Source organism: Paenibacillus baimaensis (assembly GCF_025567575.1).
Genome location: NZ_JAOQIO010000121.1, coordinates 94,730 through 109,355, shown reverse-complemented (window position 1 = coordinate 109,355; position 14,626 = coordinate 94,730). Strand labels below are relative to the sequence as shown.

13 protein-coding genes and 1 riboswitch are annotated in these 14,626 nt (G+C 44.8%); of the genes, 3 read left to right on the top strand and 10 right to left on the bottom strand.

The annotated features are described in order from the left end of the window. Positions 1-22 precede the first annotated feature (22 nt). From OB236_RS35585 to queF, 5 genes are all read right to left on the bottom strand, one after another. Positions 23-1,426, bottom strand: coding sequence for an ABC transporter substrate-binding protein (locus tag OB236_RS35585; RefSeq protein ID WP_262688289.1), 1,404 nt, complete (start codon positions 1,424-1,426; stop codon positions 23-25). Positions 1,427-1,550: 124 nt separating this feature from the next. Beyond that, positions 1,551-3,179 carry a response regulator gene (locus tag OB236_RS35580; RefSeq protein WP_262688288.1) on the bottom strand — a complete coding sequence of 543 codons (1,629 nt, stop codon included), beginning with the start codon at positions 3,177-3,179 and terminating at the stop codon, positions 1,551-1,553. A gap of 1 nt (position 3,180) precedes the next feature. After that, entirely contained in the window at positions 3,181-4,989 is a 1,809-nt protein-coding gene (locus tag OB236_RS35575; protein WP_262688287.1) for a cache domain-containing sensor histidine kinase, read from the bottom strand. Positions 4,990-5,284: 295 nt separating this feature from the next. Next, positions 5,285-6,634, bottom strand: a complete 1,350-nt coding sequence (locus OB236_RS35570; protein ID WP_262688286.1) for an NAD(P)/FAD-dependent oxidoreductase — start codon at positions 6,632-6,634, stop codon at positions 5,285-5,287. A 53-nt stretch (positions 6,635-6,687) separates the two neighbouring features. Beyond that, entirely contained in the window at positions 6,688-7,218 is a 531-nt protein-coding gene (gene queF / locus OB236_RS35565) for a preQ(1) synthase (RefSeq protein WP_076234129.1), read from the bottom strand. Between the two features lie 158 nt (positions 7,219-7,376). Continuing rightward, a riboswitch (PreQ1 riboswitch) is annotated at positions 7,377-7,420 on the top strand. 99 nt (positions 7,421-7,519) lie between these two features. On the opposite strand from queF, the gene queC reads away from it, so the two are divergent. Genes queC through queE form a run of 3 tightly spaced genes read left to right on the top strand, consistent with a single transcriptional unit; the run spans position 7,520 to position 9,343 of the window. After that, the gene (gene queC, locus OB236_RS35560) at positions 7,520-8,182 is read left to right on the top strand and encodes a 7-cyano-7-deazaguanine synthase QueC (protein WP_262688285.1); all 663 of its coding nucleotides are present in this window, start codon (positions 7,520-7,522) and stop codon (positions 8,180-8,182) included. Further along, positions 8,182-8,625, top strand: a complete 444-nt coding sequence (queD, locus tag OB236_RS35555; protein WP_076234131.1) for a 6-carboxytetrahydropterin synthase QueD — start codon at positions 8,182-8,184, stop codon at positions 8,623-8,625. Before queC ends, queD begins: the two co-directional genes overlap by 1 nt. Beyond that, the gene (gene queE / locus OB236_RS35550; RefSeq protein WP_262688284.1) at positions 8,615-9,343 is read left to right on the top strand and encodes a 7-carboxy-7-deazaguanine synthase QueE; all 729 of its coding nucleotides are present in this window, start codon (positions 8,615-8,617) and stop codon (positions 9,341-9,343) included. Before queD ends, queE begins: the two co-directional genes overlap by 11 nt. 88 nt (positions 9,344-9,431) lie before the next feature. Here the strand turns inward: queE and OB236_RS35545 are convergent, their stop codons facing one another. The 5 genes from OB236_RS35545 to OB236_RS35525 form a co-directional block, all read right to left on the bottom strand. Beyond that, complete coding sequence (locus tag OB236_RS35545; protein WP_262688283.1) at positions 9,432-10,190, bottom strand: hypothetical protein; 759 nt, start codon at positions 10,188-10,190, stop codon at positions 9,432-9,434. Further along, a complete protein-coding gene (locus OB236_RS35540; RefSeq protein ID WP_262688344.1) occupies positions 10,183-10,758 on the bottom strand; it encodes a sigma-70 family RNA polymerase sigma factor in 576 nt (191 codons plus the stop codon). The genes OB236_RS35545 and OB236_RS35540 overlap by 8 nt, the downstream gene beginning before the upstream one ends. A 390-nt stretch (positions 10,759-11,148) precedes the next feature. Then, complete coding sequence (locus OB236_RS35535) at positions 11,149-11,784, bottom strand: metallophosphoesterase (protein ID WP_262688282.1); 636 nt, start codon at positions 11,782-11,784, stop codon at positions 11,149-11,151. Then, a complete protein-coding gene (locus OB236_RS35530; RefSeq protein ID WP_262688281.1) occupies positions 11,771-12,859 on the bottom strand; it encodes an ABC transporter ATP-binding protein in 1,089 nt (362 codons plus the stop codon). The genes OB236_RS35535 and OB236_RS35530 overlap by 14 nt, the downstream gene beginning before the upstream one ends. Positions 12,860-12,904: 45 nt before the next feature. Further along, complete coding sequence (locus OB236_RS35525) at positions 12,905-14,614, bottom strand: ABC transporter permease (protein ID WP_262688280.1); 1,710 nt, start codon at positions 14,612-14,614, stop codon at positions 12,905-12,907. Between the last annotated feature and the right edge of the window lie 12 nt (positions 14,615-14,626).

The following is a 14,626-nucleotide window of genomic DNA, read 5'->3' as shown; positions in this document are numbered from 1 at the left end:
CCGAATTGGTCCCTGCATGAAATTATTTGGCGAATTGTCCCCCAAGCTTCGCTGGGTCAAAGTCAGCCATAGGGCTTGCTTTAAATTCGCCCGCTTGAACACCAGCAGCCAGTGCTTCATTATAGCGCTTGTTCAAATCTGTAATCACTTCATTCAAATCGCCACCGCTGAGCATGTATTTGAAAAATGCGTCGCTGTATTTGATTCCTTTGACATTGACGATTGGCTGGATTGGCCAAACGCCATCCACTTTGTTAGGCAGGAAGCCTTCAATTCCGCCAATATCAGGTTTTTTGGCTTTTGCAATAACGGATGGAACCATTGAGATGCCAAAGCCCTTTTCATGATACGTTTGCAATACTTCCTCTTGATACATGAAGTTAATGAATTTCCACGCTTGGTCCTTTTTGGTCGATTTGGAGCTGATCGATAGCCATTGTCCACCCAGAAAACCTGAAGCGCCTTTGATACTACCATCTATGCTTGGTACTGGGGCTGCTGCCCATTTGATCTTCGCAGGGAACTGACTTTTGTAAACACCCGGCTCCGAAGAGAAGGACATGTACATGCCAATCTTGCCTTCAGCAAACTGTGCACGAAGCGGGTCGATGTCGAGAGATTCCATTCCCGGCAGCGTACTGCCATCATCCTTCATTTGCTTGAAGGCTTCGATGATGGGCTTAAAGCCGCTGAAATCAAATTTGGCAGTTTTGAAATCATAACCAAAGCCTCCATATCCGCTGACCTCAGCGATAACGCGAGCGGAACGGCCTAACGCACTCTCCGGGCTTTTGAAGTTTTGGGCAAATCCATAAGAGCCCGTTGCTTTACCGGCTTCTGTAAGCTTTTTAGCGGTATCGACCATTTCCTTCAGCGTTGTCGGAGGATTTTTGATCCCGGCCTTTTCGAACAAATCAACATTGTATATCAAGCGCATCGTCGTTCCATAGTTTGGCAAGCTGTACATTTTACCATCAAAGCTGTTCAAATCAATCATTGCCGGGAAATTTTTCTTCTGCTCAGCAGTTAAATAGCTGTCAATTGGAGCCAGGTATTGCTTCTTGTAAAAGGTTTGAATCGTATTTTCTTTGACACGAATAATATCCGGTGTCTCCGCTGATGAAAACGACAAGTCGATCGCCTGGTTGAAGTCTTCCGTTTTAACAACGAGTTCGACCTCAATGTTATCTTTATTCGTTGTATTGAACTTTTCAATCACTTCTTTAATATAGTCCGCATCATGGCGATCTCCGGTCCAGTAGGTCAGCTTGGTTTTGGCTGCCGGCTTGGTCGCGGTATCCTTGTTGTCTGCAGGTGCAGCTCCCGGTTTATCGGCTGCCGGAGTGGTGCTGCATGCCGTCAATCCTGTTACCAGAAACAAACAAAATGCAGACAGTGCCAGTTTTTGATTCAGTTTTGTATTCATATTGATCTCCCCTTATCTATTTCGTTGTTTTAGCTTACAAATTGATTATAAGTGTTTCATGTCTGTTACATAAGGCGGTTAACCCAACATTAAGGGCAGGTTTTCATACAAAAAGGGAAGAAATTCATGATTGAATTCTTCCCTGGGATGATATTTTAAATTCAGATGGTGTCATGCCCGTATGTTTTTTGAAAATATCACTAAAATAACGCCGATGCTCATAACCAAGCTCTTGTGCGATTTCCTGAACCTGAAAATCATCAATCAGCATGTTTTTGGCCTTTTCCATCTTTTCCTGAATCACAAATTGCTGGAACGAAACGCCGAGTACCTTTTTGAACAGGTTAGAAAAATAACCTTGGCTGAGATTAATTTGCCTGGAGCAATGCTCCAACGACAAATCCATGTGCAGATTGGCCCGGATGTAATCCTTGACCTGATGAATAATCTTGATCGATTCATGCGAACGTTCTTTCTCGATCCATGCGCAGCCTTCCAGACAGAGCTCTTTCAATAAGGTTCGAAACTCCTGAAGCGTCGGCTGGCTTTTACTTTTAAACTCATTCATTTTCGTTTCCATCTGATGAACAGTCTCATAGGGGAACTTTTCCAGCATCAGCCTGAAAATTTTGGAGGATAGCTCATAGCATACATTTTCCACGTATTGTGGCTCGGGAAGCGGAACAATATCAACCAGATCGTTGAAAATTTCTTCAAGCAAATGCTGACTTTTGTCACTGTTACCCGATCGTAGGGCGAATAGGAAGTCCTGCTCCTTCGAAATTGAATAGCTCGGTATGCCTCTCTGCCCGATAGCCATATTCACACAGCTGAATACACCGTTACCTTCGGTATAAAAATGATAAGATAATGCATTCAAAGCCTGTCGGTAGGAATGAGGCAGTTCATGAATGCCGTGTACACCGAGCCCTACTCCGATAGAAACCGTAAATCGCGTATAACGGGCAATGTTCAAGCAGCAGGCTTCGGCAATTTCAGATGCTATCTGATCATCCTTACAGTTCATGACAACCACATAACGGTTGATAGCTTCACGAAAAATAATACCAGTCGTCATCGAGGTTATCGTTTCTTCCATAATATTTTGCAAACTGAACCGGATCAATTCAATTTCCTGAACAGGCAGCGCCTGATACTTGTCCATAAATTGATCGATTTCAACAATGAAAATGACAAAGTCCTTCGGCTCCAAATCGACCCCGAGAAACTCCCAGCGCTGTCTGGCACTAGCCTCTCTCGTCTGGTGATGCAGCAGCAGCGTCAAATATTCTTGCCTCAGGATCGGCAGGCTTTCCTTGATTTTCTGCTCCATTTCCTTGAGTCTGATCTGCTCTTTGTGCTCCATTTCACAAGCCAGCTTGGCTTTCAATACAACACTGACAATTTCATCGATAGCAAACGGCTTTTTTACAAAATCAAAGGCTCCTAGTCGAATGGCCTGTTGAGCATAAGAAAAATCGGAGTATGCACTCAAAATAATAATTTTGGTTCGTGGCGATGCTTCCAATATAGCCTGAGTCATTTCAAGTCCATCCATACGAGGCATGCGAATATCGGTTAAAATAATGTTGGGCTTCATCTGCTGTGCCAGACGCAGTCCAGCTTCTCCGTCCAATGCTGTACCGACGATCTCTATCTGGTGATCGAGCCAAGCTATTTTTTGTGAAATCATATCGACAACCATCTTCATATCGTCAATGACACATAATTTAATAAGGGTATGCGATTCCATCCTATTCATGGTCTCCTTTATTCATCGGAATCCACAAAGCTACTGTAGTTCCGTTCTTGTCATTATTCGTCAGTTTCATGCGACTCTCATTCCCATAGTACAGCTGCAGCCGATTCCTAATATTTCGTAATGCATAGCCTTTTTTGGTATTGCCACCAGCTGCCATTCCTTGCTCGACCTTATCCATATCTACACCTGTGCCGTTGTCTTCAACCAGGAGATGCAGCATCTGATCGTCCTCTGAGATCTGTATGCGGATCCTGCCTTCGGAAGCTTTGTCCTTAAACCCATGTAAAATACTGTTCTCAACCAGTGGTTGAAGCACAATTTTGGGTACATAATAGGCGAGCAGCTGATCATCCTCAACAATCAACTCGTACTCAAACAAACCTTCATAGCATTTCTGCTGAATCGCACAATATTGCTTGACATGCGATAATTCATCCTCCAGAGTCATCATATCCTTGCCGCCGCTCAAGCCCAACTGAAACATTTGAGATAAGGCCAGAATCAGCTCATTCACGTCGTTGTTTTCTCCCAAAACCGACTTGCAATAGATCGCATTTAACGTATTGTATAAAAAATGAGGCTCCATCTGAGCCGTTAAAGCTTTCATCTCTGCCTTTCGTTTCTCCTGCTCGCTGAACTTGACGTTGCCAATCAGTTGATTGATCTCGTCCAGCATCCGGTTGAATTGAAATCCGACCTGAGCCACTTCATCTGTATAGCGGCTTTCAAAACGAACCGAGAGCTGGTTGTCCTCGACCTTTCTCATCAATCCCTGCAGCTTAAACAAAGGCCTCAAGAGCAAAGCCGTCAAGTAATTAGACAACAGCCAGGATGTCAGCACGAAGCCCACAATGATATATAGGGTCGTCCGCTTAATACCGTTCACCTGCTGCAGCAGCAGATCCTTGGACTGTGTACCTATGAGTACCCAATCATCGGCAATTTCCAGCTTCGTATAGTTAACCAAATAATCGGCTTTATGGAATTCATGAAAAAAAGAACCCTGCAGCCCAGACCTCATTTGCTGTAAAAACAAAGCATCCTGATTGAATTGGTAAGTGTTCGGGACATCGTCTTGAATGACGTCCTCGCCTTTGGCATCAACTAATACGTAATTGCGATCCTTACTTGGCGATTTTTGGTTAATTAAGCGAACAAACTCTCTTTCCTTAATATTCACGACAACGAATACATTCAGCGGGTCACTGGACACACGTTCATGCATCCCTTTAGTAACAAAAGAGAGCACACGCTGGTTTCCTGAAAAAAAGAGATCGGCATGTCCTTTATACCAAACGCCTTTAGGGCTATTTTTGATCTTATCATACAAGTCGGAATCGTAAAATGATTGTGCTGGGTTCCGATTCTCGGATGTTGAATAAAAATCACCGATTGGCGTCGCTATCAATACATTTTGAATTAAAGGCTCGTTATAGCTGATTTGGGAAAATACAAACTGCAAAGCGGATAAATGCTTATAATAATTGAGAAAATCGTTATTCTGAACATCTCGCAGCATTTGTTCGAAGGCATCGCTGAACATCAGCGATTGAATCGATGTAGAAATATTTTTCAATCGGGTATCCATGATTTGCGCGGTCTTATTGACGGTTTCCTGGCTCGATTCAAACGCATTGTTCTGAATTTCCTTGGATGCGATCAAATATGAAATCGTACCTGCCGCGCTAATAGCCAATGTGATCAAGATGACGAAGGAAATCAGGATTCTTTGTTTAAATGGTAGACTATGGAAAAAATCATTGAACTGGGTTGTAATGCGGCTGAACCGTCTCCCCCTCATAAGCACCTTCCTCGATTTTTAAGTAGCTAAAGTATAAACGGTACGGAGACAATATGTCTATAATGAGAACATCGGATGAAAAAAAGATTACATAATAAATATTATGTAATCTTTGTATGAGACTTCTACTCAGGTTCCAGCTGTGCCTGCCTCGCTAGTTTTTAGGTTAAATACAACTAATAAATCTGTCATTCTCAACCTTGCACTGGGTATTGGAATAGGTGTTGCCATTGGGGTCGGAGTCGGGAGGAATTATAGCAAGTAATAAGAAATAGCCTTATTCATTTACTGCCAGTTACTCCTGATATTGAATAAGCTTTCTGCCGACATAGATTCCGCTGGCAGCTGCTTGAGATAATGAATGTGTTATTCCGGAGCAATCACCTATCACGTATAAATCACGAACCTCCGTCTCAAAATGGGTATCCGTCTCTATTCTCGGCGAATAGAACTTTCCATCTAACGCATATAGAAGCGTATCCTCATCAATTGGTTTATCTAACAGCTTTTCCAAAGACTCAAGGAATAAAACCACAGCTTGAATATAAGGCTCCGGAACCTCCTGTTTCAAGCTGCCATAGTCTACAGATAACGTCGGCTTGACTGTATTGCGAGACATCGTAGAAGACAAGGTTGCCCTATCACTCTTCAAATCTCCCAAGCGCTGCACTAATATGCGGTCCCTATTGTGATTAATAGCCCCAATAATCGAATGAGCATATTGGTTGGCTTCCTGCAGGGTTGAAAAGTACCGTGGAACAAACAAAGTAAAATTCAGATTAGAGGAGCCCTCATCTTGTTCCCGGTAATTCTGTCCGTCTGCCATGACAAGTCCGTCCTGAAATTTACGAATGATTCTTCCCTTTGGATTCATACAATACGTGGTGGCATGAAAGCCATCCCCCCGATATTGCAGCTTGGTTTCAAATGATCCCTGGAGTATAGGATCGAGCTGGTTGGCCGGCATCTCTACACGAATGCCAAGATCCACTCTCGTATGGTTCTGAGGGATACCTAAGGAAACACATTGATCAGACAACCAGTCGTTGCCGCTGCGGCCCGTGGCGATAATGACTTTTTTTGAATAGATGGGTGATTCTCCTGTTATTTCCAGCTCAAAGCCGTCTGTTCCTTTACGAATCAACGCTACTTCTGTATCAAATTTAAAATCCATTTGGCTGTTCAGCGCTACGAACATTTGCTGCAGCACGGATTCCGACAGACGCGTTCCCAAATGACGGACTTTCGTGGATAGAACCTCAAAACCAGCTTTTTTGGCCTTTTGAACAAGGGAAGGATTTTCGGTGCTATACATCCCCACCTGGTCTCCGCCAAATCGGCACAGCACCTGATCTACCTCCTCCATGAGCTTCAAAGCATAGTCATATCCTACCTTGGACTCCAGCTCCCCACCAAAATCGTTCGTATAGTTATATTTCCCTTCAGATTTGCCTAATCCGCCAAAGCCGATGAATTTTGCGCAGGAAACACAATGACAGCTTGCTTCTCCCCGCTCCAAAGGACAATCTCGTTCCTCCAGCCGTTTGCCCTTGTCAATCATCAAAATACGCAAGTTCCCCTGCATCAAGGTATGGGCAGCAAAAATTCCGCTTACCCCTGCCCCAATAATTGTAATATCGTACATCGTCTTTCTCCTTTTGATATCAAGGTCAAGCATGAGTCAAGCTCGCGCTCGAATTAGCCGCGATTGTTGATATTTTCAGGGTACATATCATGAGCGAACAAGCGATCTTTGGCCATTTTGGCATATTCGGTTCCTGGACGGCCATAGTTGGCGAACGGATCGATGCTAATGCCACCTCGAGGTGTAAACTTTGCCCACACCTGAATATATTTGGGGTTCATTAATCGGATCAGATCTTTCATGATGATATTAACGCAGTCTTCATGAAAGTCGCCGTGGTTTCTGAAACTGAACAAATACAGCTTGAGCGATTTGCTTTCGACCATATCAACATCAGGCATATATTGGATGTAGATGGTGGCAAAGTCAGGCTGGCCTGTCATCGGACAAAGGCTTGTAAATTCGGGACAATTGAATTTCACGAAGTAATCATTTTCCTGGTGTTTGTTCACAAAGGTTTCGAGGATGCCGGGATTGTAGCTATTCGGGTATTCAACATTTTGATTACCTAACAAGCTTACACCTTTCAGCTCGCTTTCTTTTCTTCCAAATTCCGGTTGTATGCCATCTTGTTGTGTACTCATAGTTAGAATTCCTCCATTAATTGTAGGTTACCAAATAAACAATCTGCTTATGCTAGATTAACTCTCGACTCGATACAAATCAATACCTGTGGTATAGTAATGAATGAAAACGGATGTCCATTCGTTATTCTGCACGTGCGTTTGCTTGTCTGACAGAGGCAAGAGAGGTTCGAAAACTCCCTCTATAAAAAACTAAAGAACTGATATCCAATGCTGATATTAGTTATGATCTTTGTTTGTATAGTTATTTTTGAATCTCTCTTTTTATCTCAATTTTGTAGAAAAGAGAGGAATACGACTAATGAAAAAAGAAAAAGCCATAGTAGTCTTTAGCGGCGGACAAGACAGTACCACCTGCTTATTTTGGGCTAAAGCCCGATACAGCGAGGTAGAAGCGGTCACGTTTAATTACGGACAGCGCCACAAGCTGGAGTTGGAATGTGCGGCTAGTATCGCTCAGGATCTGGGTATCAAGCATCATATTCTGGATATGTCATTATTGAATCAGCTGGCTCCGAGTGCTTTGACACGGGACGATATCGATATCAAAGAAGAAGATGGGAAGCTCCCCAATACGTTTGTAGACGGGAGGAACCATTTATTCCTCTCCTTTGCGGCGGTTTTAGCCAAGCAGGTGGGCGCGCGGCATATTATTACTGGTGTCTGTGAGACGGATTTCAGCGGTTACCCCGATTGCCGAGACATATTCATTAAATCACTCAATGTCACCTTGAATTTGTCTATGGATTACCCTTTTGTTATTGAAACACCATTAATGTGGTTAAATAAAGCAGAAACGTGGGCGTTATCAGACGAACTGGGTGCTTTTGATTATGTCCGCAGCCAAACACTTACTTGTTACAATGGAATTATCGCGGAGGGCTGTGGGGAATGTCCAGCATGCCGCCTTCGCCAACGTGGACTTGATGATTACCTGTCATTAAGAAATGATCGGGTATTGTGATGATACAACAAATATATCCCTCAGTCACCCATCCCTTCCAATTTGAACTTAATAAAGACTTCCACTTTGCAGCGGCCCATTATATACCCGCGGAAGCTGCTGGGCAATGCTCACAGATGCATGGACACACTTATTTTGCCAATATTACGATTGCTGGTAATGAACTGGACGAAACAGGTTTCCTTGTCAATTTTTCATTGATTAAGAAGCTCATACACGACCGTTTCGATCATACGCTGCTCAACAACGACAGTCAATTTGATCAGCATGATGCCTCCCGATTTCCAACAAGTGAAATCATAGCGAGAACCATATGTAATCTTGTACAAGAATATTTGGATACAACCGCGAACCGCCCTGCCTGTATTCAAGTATTTTTGCGGGAGACACCTACAAGCTATGTCATATTCCGTCCGAAGGCGGGCGTATCTTATGAATGCTAAAGGCATACCCGTTCTTGAAATATTTGGCCCTACCATACAAGGTGAAGGAATGGTCATTGGGCAAAAGACGATGTTTGTTCGTACAGCGGGCTGCGACTATTCTTGTTCATGGTGTGATTCTTCCTTTACTTGGGATGGCTCTGCTAAACAGGACATTCGATGGATGTCAGCCCGAGAGATTGAACAAGAGCTCGATGAATTAGGTACAGCTACTTGTAGTCACGTCACCATATCTGGTGGTAATCCGGCCCTGATCAAACAGCTGGGCGAATTAATCGAGGTTCTTCATGTGCGGGGAATCGAGATTGCCCTGGAGACACAAGGAAGTCGTTGGCAGGATTGGTTTATGGATATTGACGAATTAACGCTGTCACCTAAGCCCCCAAGCTCCACAATGATCACGGACTGGACTCAATTGGATCCTATTGTGGAGAAATTAACCATAGGACAAAAAAAATTCAGTTTGAAGGTCGTTATCTTCGACGATGTTGATTTGGACTACGCACGGACTGTCCATCGCCGTTATCCGCATGTTGATTTATATTTACAAGTAGGAAATCACGATGTTAGCGAGATCAACCGGGATGTGCTGCAGCAGCAACTAATGGAACGATATGTTTGGCTGATACAAACTGTGATGGCTTCAACTGATTTTAAAAAAGTGAGGGTTTTACCACAGCTGCATGCCTGGATTTGGGGAAATAAGCGCGGGGTTTAAGGGTTTGTTAAGTCACATAAAATAAGCAAAGGAGCTGCTCAGGCAGCTCCTTTATTATTTGGCGAACAAGTATCGAACGAAATGGAAATCATTTTCCCAAAGAATTAATGATTTTACCGATGGTATCCACATCAAAATTGTTGTCTGCCATTTGATACAATTCGTAGGTGAAGCCTTCATGCTCCCATAGCACGATGCCATTGGCAAAATAGACTGTTTTTCCGCCAATGGTTTCGGTTTTAACCTCATCTTGGGTGCTGATACCGTTCTTGGTATTATTTGATATCAACAGGGAAATAAACTCTCCTGTTTTTTCATATTGCAGTTCAACCATCTGGGTGCCTTGGACTACACTGTTTTTGAATTCATAATGATCTGACAACCATTTGGGAGCTGGAAAGTTGATTCCCGTAGCTGCACGAACTTCTTCCAACGTCATGTGCTTGGGCATTTCTCTCTGGATTGGTCTTGATTCGTTCGCTTGTGCTTTGTCGGCTGTACGGTTTAATTCCGGTTTGGGCAGCTCTTTGTCATATTGTGTGATTTCCATATTTCCAACTTGAAAACGTGCCAATATCGATTGAAGCATTTCCTGTGCATAGGATGTCGTCGAAAATACACCACACAAACAAATCATAGCACCTGCAATGACAACGATAGATTTCCACTTACTCTGCTTCATATAAATACCATCCTTTGTTATATCATTGTGTTGAATTGTTCCTGTTTCCAGCTTATATTTTAAACGATTGAAAATACGATCTTTATAGGGGTTATCCTCAATTTGTGTATCAGCAAGCAGGTTAGTCAAACTACCAAATTCTTCTATATTCTGTTTTTTAGTCATAGGTGAAACCTCCTATATGTAATACTTTATGAAGTTTTTTTAAGCTTCTATAGAGCACAACGCCAATATTGGAATCACTTACACCTAATAAGTCTGCAATTTCCGAGTTTTTTAGACCCGCCGCATACTTCATGGCAATAATATGACGTTCCTTGTCACTCAGCTTAGCAAGTGCCGTAAATAATGCTCGATTATTGTCATCCCGAATGACGATCTCTTCCGGAGACGACTTGTATACAACCCTATCCAAAATTGAATCGAGTGAAAAAAAAGCTCTTTTTTTCTGTGAGCGGAAGTAATCCGTCACGGCGTTTCTCGCAATTGCAAACAACCATACCTCAAATTTGGATTTTTCCGATGAGAAGCTGTCGTATTTTGAAATGACAACCTCAAACACATGACTGCATATGTCCTCTGCCGCATAGTGGTTATTAATTCGATAGCAAATATATTTATAAACTCGTCTATAATACAGATCATAGATTTGAGCGAATTGTTCGGTTGGCATGAGGCCTGCCTGGGTATGACTTTTTTGGTTTTGGTAGACTGCTGTGTTCGCTGGGGCCATCTCCAACTGCGCTTCCTCCCTTCGTTTTTTTATAAAAATAAAGTGTTAAACAAATTGCGCAATTTGTTTGTTAAATGTTACACAGGTTAATACGTAAAACGGCGTAAAGCATTAACAAGTTTATGTACTTTATTTTCGAAGCTATATCCCATGTAACATATATTAAAAAGTAATCGATATCTACTGTATATTATTGGATATATCTTGGAGTAAAGTTGAAAATGCACCCCTCGAATCTCATCGGCTTCCCAAATGGGTAGGTGCAATGTTATTCGTAAGGGTGCATTTCGGTTGAGATGGTTAGTTTTATGCTTATATGCAGCGCATTTAAGGCGCCTTTTATTCATAAGATCAGACAATCGAATTGGATTTAAGGGAAGGTACTTCCGTTCATTGGCTCAGCAAAGTCTCTTCAATGATATGGGGCTGTTTCACGGATATGTACCACTGAATGCCATTAGTCAGGTCAACCAAGCTAACAAAATAACCATGTCCAGCTCCGGTGTCGATACCGATCTTGCCGTTCCCCAACCAGACCCGCTCAGGACTGAGGCCAAACCGGAAGGTCGAGGTATGACCAAAGACGACAATCCTGCCAGCCTCAGGCGAGCTTGCATGGAACAGCTCCCTGATTTCCGTTAAATCCTCGGCGGTCTGATCAATCATCGGAACTCCAGGACGTAGTCCCGCATGTACAAAAAGAAAGGGTTCATATTCCGCCCAAAGCGGCAAATTGCTCAAAAACTCACCATATCCCCCAATCCCGTCCGAACCATCGTGAGCAGGCAAAGAAGCAGAACGAAGCCATTTGCGTTCATTGTTGCCTTGAATCGCAAGTGCTCCGGCTTGGGTCAGCTTACGGACGAGACTTAACGTACCTAGCGAATCGGGGCCTTTATTTACATAATCCCCCAACAAAAATAAACGGTCTTTACAAGCATCATAGCCGGCATGCTCCAGCAATCTTTCCAACAAATGTCCGTACCCATGAATATCCGAGACTGCCAGCACCCTAATCATCAGCATCACTGGGGCTATCGGCGTAAATCATCGTTCTTTCAGGAGGGAGAAACACGTTCAATACGCTCCCCGGCTCGATCCTCCCTTCATTAAATACATGCAATGCCTGCTGATCAGCCGTTTCCGTGATCAGCCTCCAACGGGCACCCTCATAAATCGACTGTCGAACCGTAACCATAATATGGTTAGTTTCTTCATAATCCGTACGATTGCGAATCACCAGCGATTCAGCCTGCAGCATAATGACGGCTGCTTTCCCGTCTGTTTCCGGGGTCATCAATTGACCGGTGATCGGTTTATCCTGCAGCATGACCAGCCCTGTTCGCTCATTAGCAAAACGGACCTGCAGCCTGTTATGATAACCCATCAGGCGGGCTACCCACGGGGTTGCGGGACGTTCAAACAGTTCCTGAGGCGCAGCCAATTGATCGATCCGACCTTCACGAAGCACCAGAATGCGATCCGCCAAGGTGAAGGCCTCCATCATATCATGTGTCACATACAGAGTCGCAATTGATAGATTACCCAGTAAATTTGCCAATTCATTGCGCATATCGGTACGAAGCTTAACATCAAGATTAGACAAAGGCTCGTCCATCAGCAATACCCTTGGCTCTGTTGCCAGCGCTCTGGCGATGCCAACCCGCTGCTGCTGTCCCCCAGACAACTGAGCAGGCAGCCGTTCCAGAAGCCCTTCGAGCTGAAGAAGTGCTTGCAATTGGGTAAGCCGTTCCTTGCGGGCTCCGTGATCTACCTTCCTGCGTTTCATGCCGTATTCAATATTTTCCCGCACCGACATGTGCGGCCATAGAGCATAATCCTGAAAAACCATATTGAGAGGCCGTTTCTCTGGCGGTACGTACTGGGCTCCATTTTCTACCATTCTTCCATCCATCTCTACCTCACCGCTGTCGGCACGCAGCAAACCAGCCACAATTTGAAGAAGTGTGGACTTGCCGCAGCCCGATGGCCCGAGAATACATACCCTCTCTCCTTGCTTCAGCTGAAAGGAAATGGGATGAAGTACTTGCTGGGCTCCAAAAGCTTTGGCAATGCCCCTCAACTGCAAGACAAAACTCAAAATAACAACCTCCCTCTATAATTTCGATTTTATTTCAACTACCCATTATCGACGGTCGCCGTCGATTCGACGAAATATCCAGTTGCCAGCTGCCTGCAGTACCACAATCAGCAGCACAACCATCCCTCCGCTAACGACTGTTGCAGCCGTTGCATAGCCATAGCGGCCAAATTCGAATGCCCGATCAATGACCAGCGGCATCAGCACATAATTGGGCGGCTGCAGCATAGACGCGAGCGCCAGATCGAATATACTTGTCCCAAAAGCTGTCAGAGTCGCGATCAGCAGCGATTGGCGAACGAGCGGCATTACGATCTGTGTCATGCGGTCGAACACCCCCGCTCCCTGAATAGCTGCAGCTTTGAGCATGGAACCGGACACGGATGCGAACGCTCCCAGCTGCATCCTTACTGCATAAGGAATCGAGCCGGCAACAGCTGATAGCACCAATAGTGAAGGTGAGCCATACAAATGCAAGCCTATGGGCTCCAGCCATTTTTGATTCCAGATGAAAATATACCCAATACCAAGGACGACACCCGGTACAGCGAGCGATACAATGGAAAACAGCTGAATGGCCGACTTAAATCGGGATTCTGTGAATGCGAGCACATAAGCAACTACAAAACCGATGATCATACTGAGCACCGCCGCAATCGCCGCTATGAGGAGAGAATGCAGCAACCCCTCTTTGTAGCCTAGTAATCGATGGTCCCCTCCATTTTGTCCAAATAGTGAAAAGTAGTGCTCCAATGTCAAATTCCCAATGGACAATCCTTCACCAGCATGCCTCATGAAAGAGAATAAGGTACTGGTCCCGATCGGAATCCCCAGACAAATGAGCAGAAAAACGCCTACTATCGTATTGAGCACCCAGGCATGACGGGGCTTGCGCTTTATGGTCTTGATTGCCCGGGCATTCAAGAAGTCAAACCGCGAGCGCCGCATCGCCAGCATCAGCAGGGCCATGGCCACGGTCAGGATCAACACCAGGTAAAAGGCTAGTACTCCAGCCATATCAAAACGCACAGGTGATTGATAGATTGCCGAATATATCGAATACGTCAGCGTCGGAAATTTGTATACCGTAGATAAAGCAGCAGGCAGACCGAAATCGCCGACTGTATCCATAAATACAAGCGTCCAGCCTGCTATGAAGGAGGGCGCCAGCAGCGGCAGCTGTACCGTCCTCCACACGGTGAACGGTCCTGCCCCACACAGCTGCGCTGCCTGTCCGAATTGTTTGACGTTCCATTCCATCGCTGCCACAATAGCCAAATAGGCCAATGGAAATTTGCTAAGCGCCATTACCACAACCAGACCTGATGGCTGGAAAACGGCGGTTGGCAGCCACTCCCACCCCAGCCATTGATTCATCAGGCCGTCCCGACTGGCGAACAACACCCAGCCTTGGGCCAGCATAAAGGAAGGAACAATCAACAATGCCCAGGCCGTTACATCCAGCAATCGACCGACTGCAAAGTCCCACTGCGCCCGTATCATCGCAAGAGCGCCACCAAGAACAGTACCAAGCGTTGCCACTCCAAAAGCCAGCGATACAGAGTTCCATAGCGATTGGCGCCATAACGGACGTACGAAGATATCGCCCAGCAGATTCAAGCCCTGGAACTCCACTCGACCGAAGAAAAGCCCAGGGATCACGACATTCGCCAAGACGGCAACCAGCGGTAAAAAGATCAGAATGAACAGAAGAAGGGTAACCCCTCCTCCCCAGCGAGCCTCCGATGAAATCATTTCCATTTCCCC

Coding starts and splice junctions, on each gene's coding strand:
- OB236_RS35580 (WP_262688288.1), bottom strand. CDS start 3,179: ATGGAATCGCATACCCTTATTAAATTATGTGTCATTGACGATATGAAG.
- OB236_RS35575 (WP_262688287.1), bottom strand. CDS start 4,989: ATGAGGGGGAGACGGTTCAGCCGCATTACAACCCAGTTCAATGATTTT.
- OB236_RS35540 (WP_262688344.1), bottom strand. CDS start 10,758: ATGGCCCCAGCGAACACAGCAGTCTACCAAAACCAAAAAAGTCATACC.
- queD (WP_076234131.1), top strand. CDS start 8,182: ATGATACAACAAATATATCCCTCAGTCACCCATCCCTTCCAATTTGAA.
- OB236_RS35525 (WP_262688280.1), bottom strand. CDS start 14,614: ATGATTTCATCGGAGGCTCGCTGGGGAGGAGGGGTTACCCTTCTTCTG.
- queE (WP_262688284.1), top strand. CDS start 8,615: ATGAATGCTAAAGGCATACCCGTTCTTGAAATATTTGGCCCTACCATA.
- OB236_RS35570 (WP_262688286.1), bottom strand. CDS start 6,634: ATGTACGATATTACAATTATTGGGGCAGGGGTAAGCGGAATTTTTGCT.
- OB236_RS35545 (WP_262688283.1), bottom strand. CDS start 10,190: ATGACTAAAAAACAGAATATAGAAGAATTTGGTAGTTTGACTAACCTG.
- queC (WP_262688285.1), top strand. CDS start 7,520: ATGAAAAAAGAAAAAGCCATAGTAGTCTTTAGCGGCGGACAAGACAGT.
- OB236_RS35535 (WP_262688282.1), bottom strand. CDS start 11,784: ATGCTGATGATTAGGGTGCTGGCAGTCTCGGATATTCATGGGTACGGA.
- OB236_RS35585 (WP_262688289.1), bottom strand. CDS start 1,426: ATGAATACAAAACTGAATCAAAAACTGGCACTGTCTGCATTTTGTTTG.
- queF (WP_076234129.1), bottom strand. CDS start 7,218: ATGAGTACACAACAAGATGGCATACAACCGGAATTTGGAAGAAAAGAA.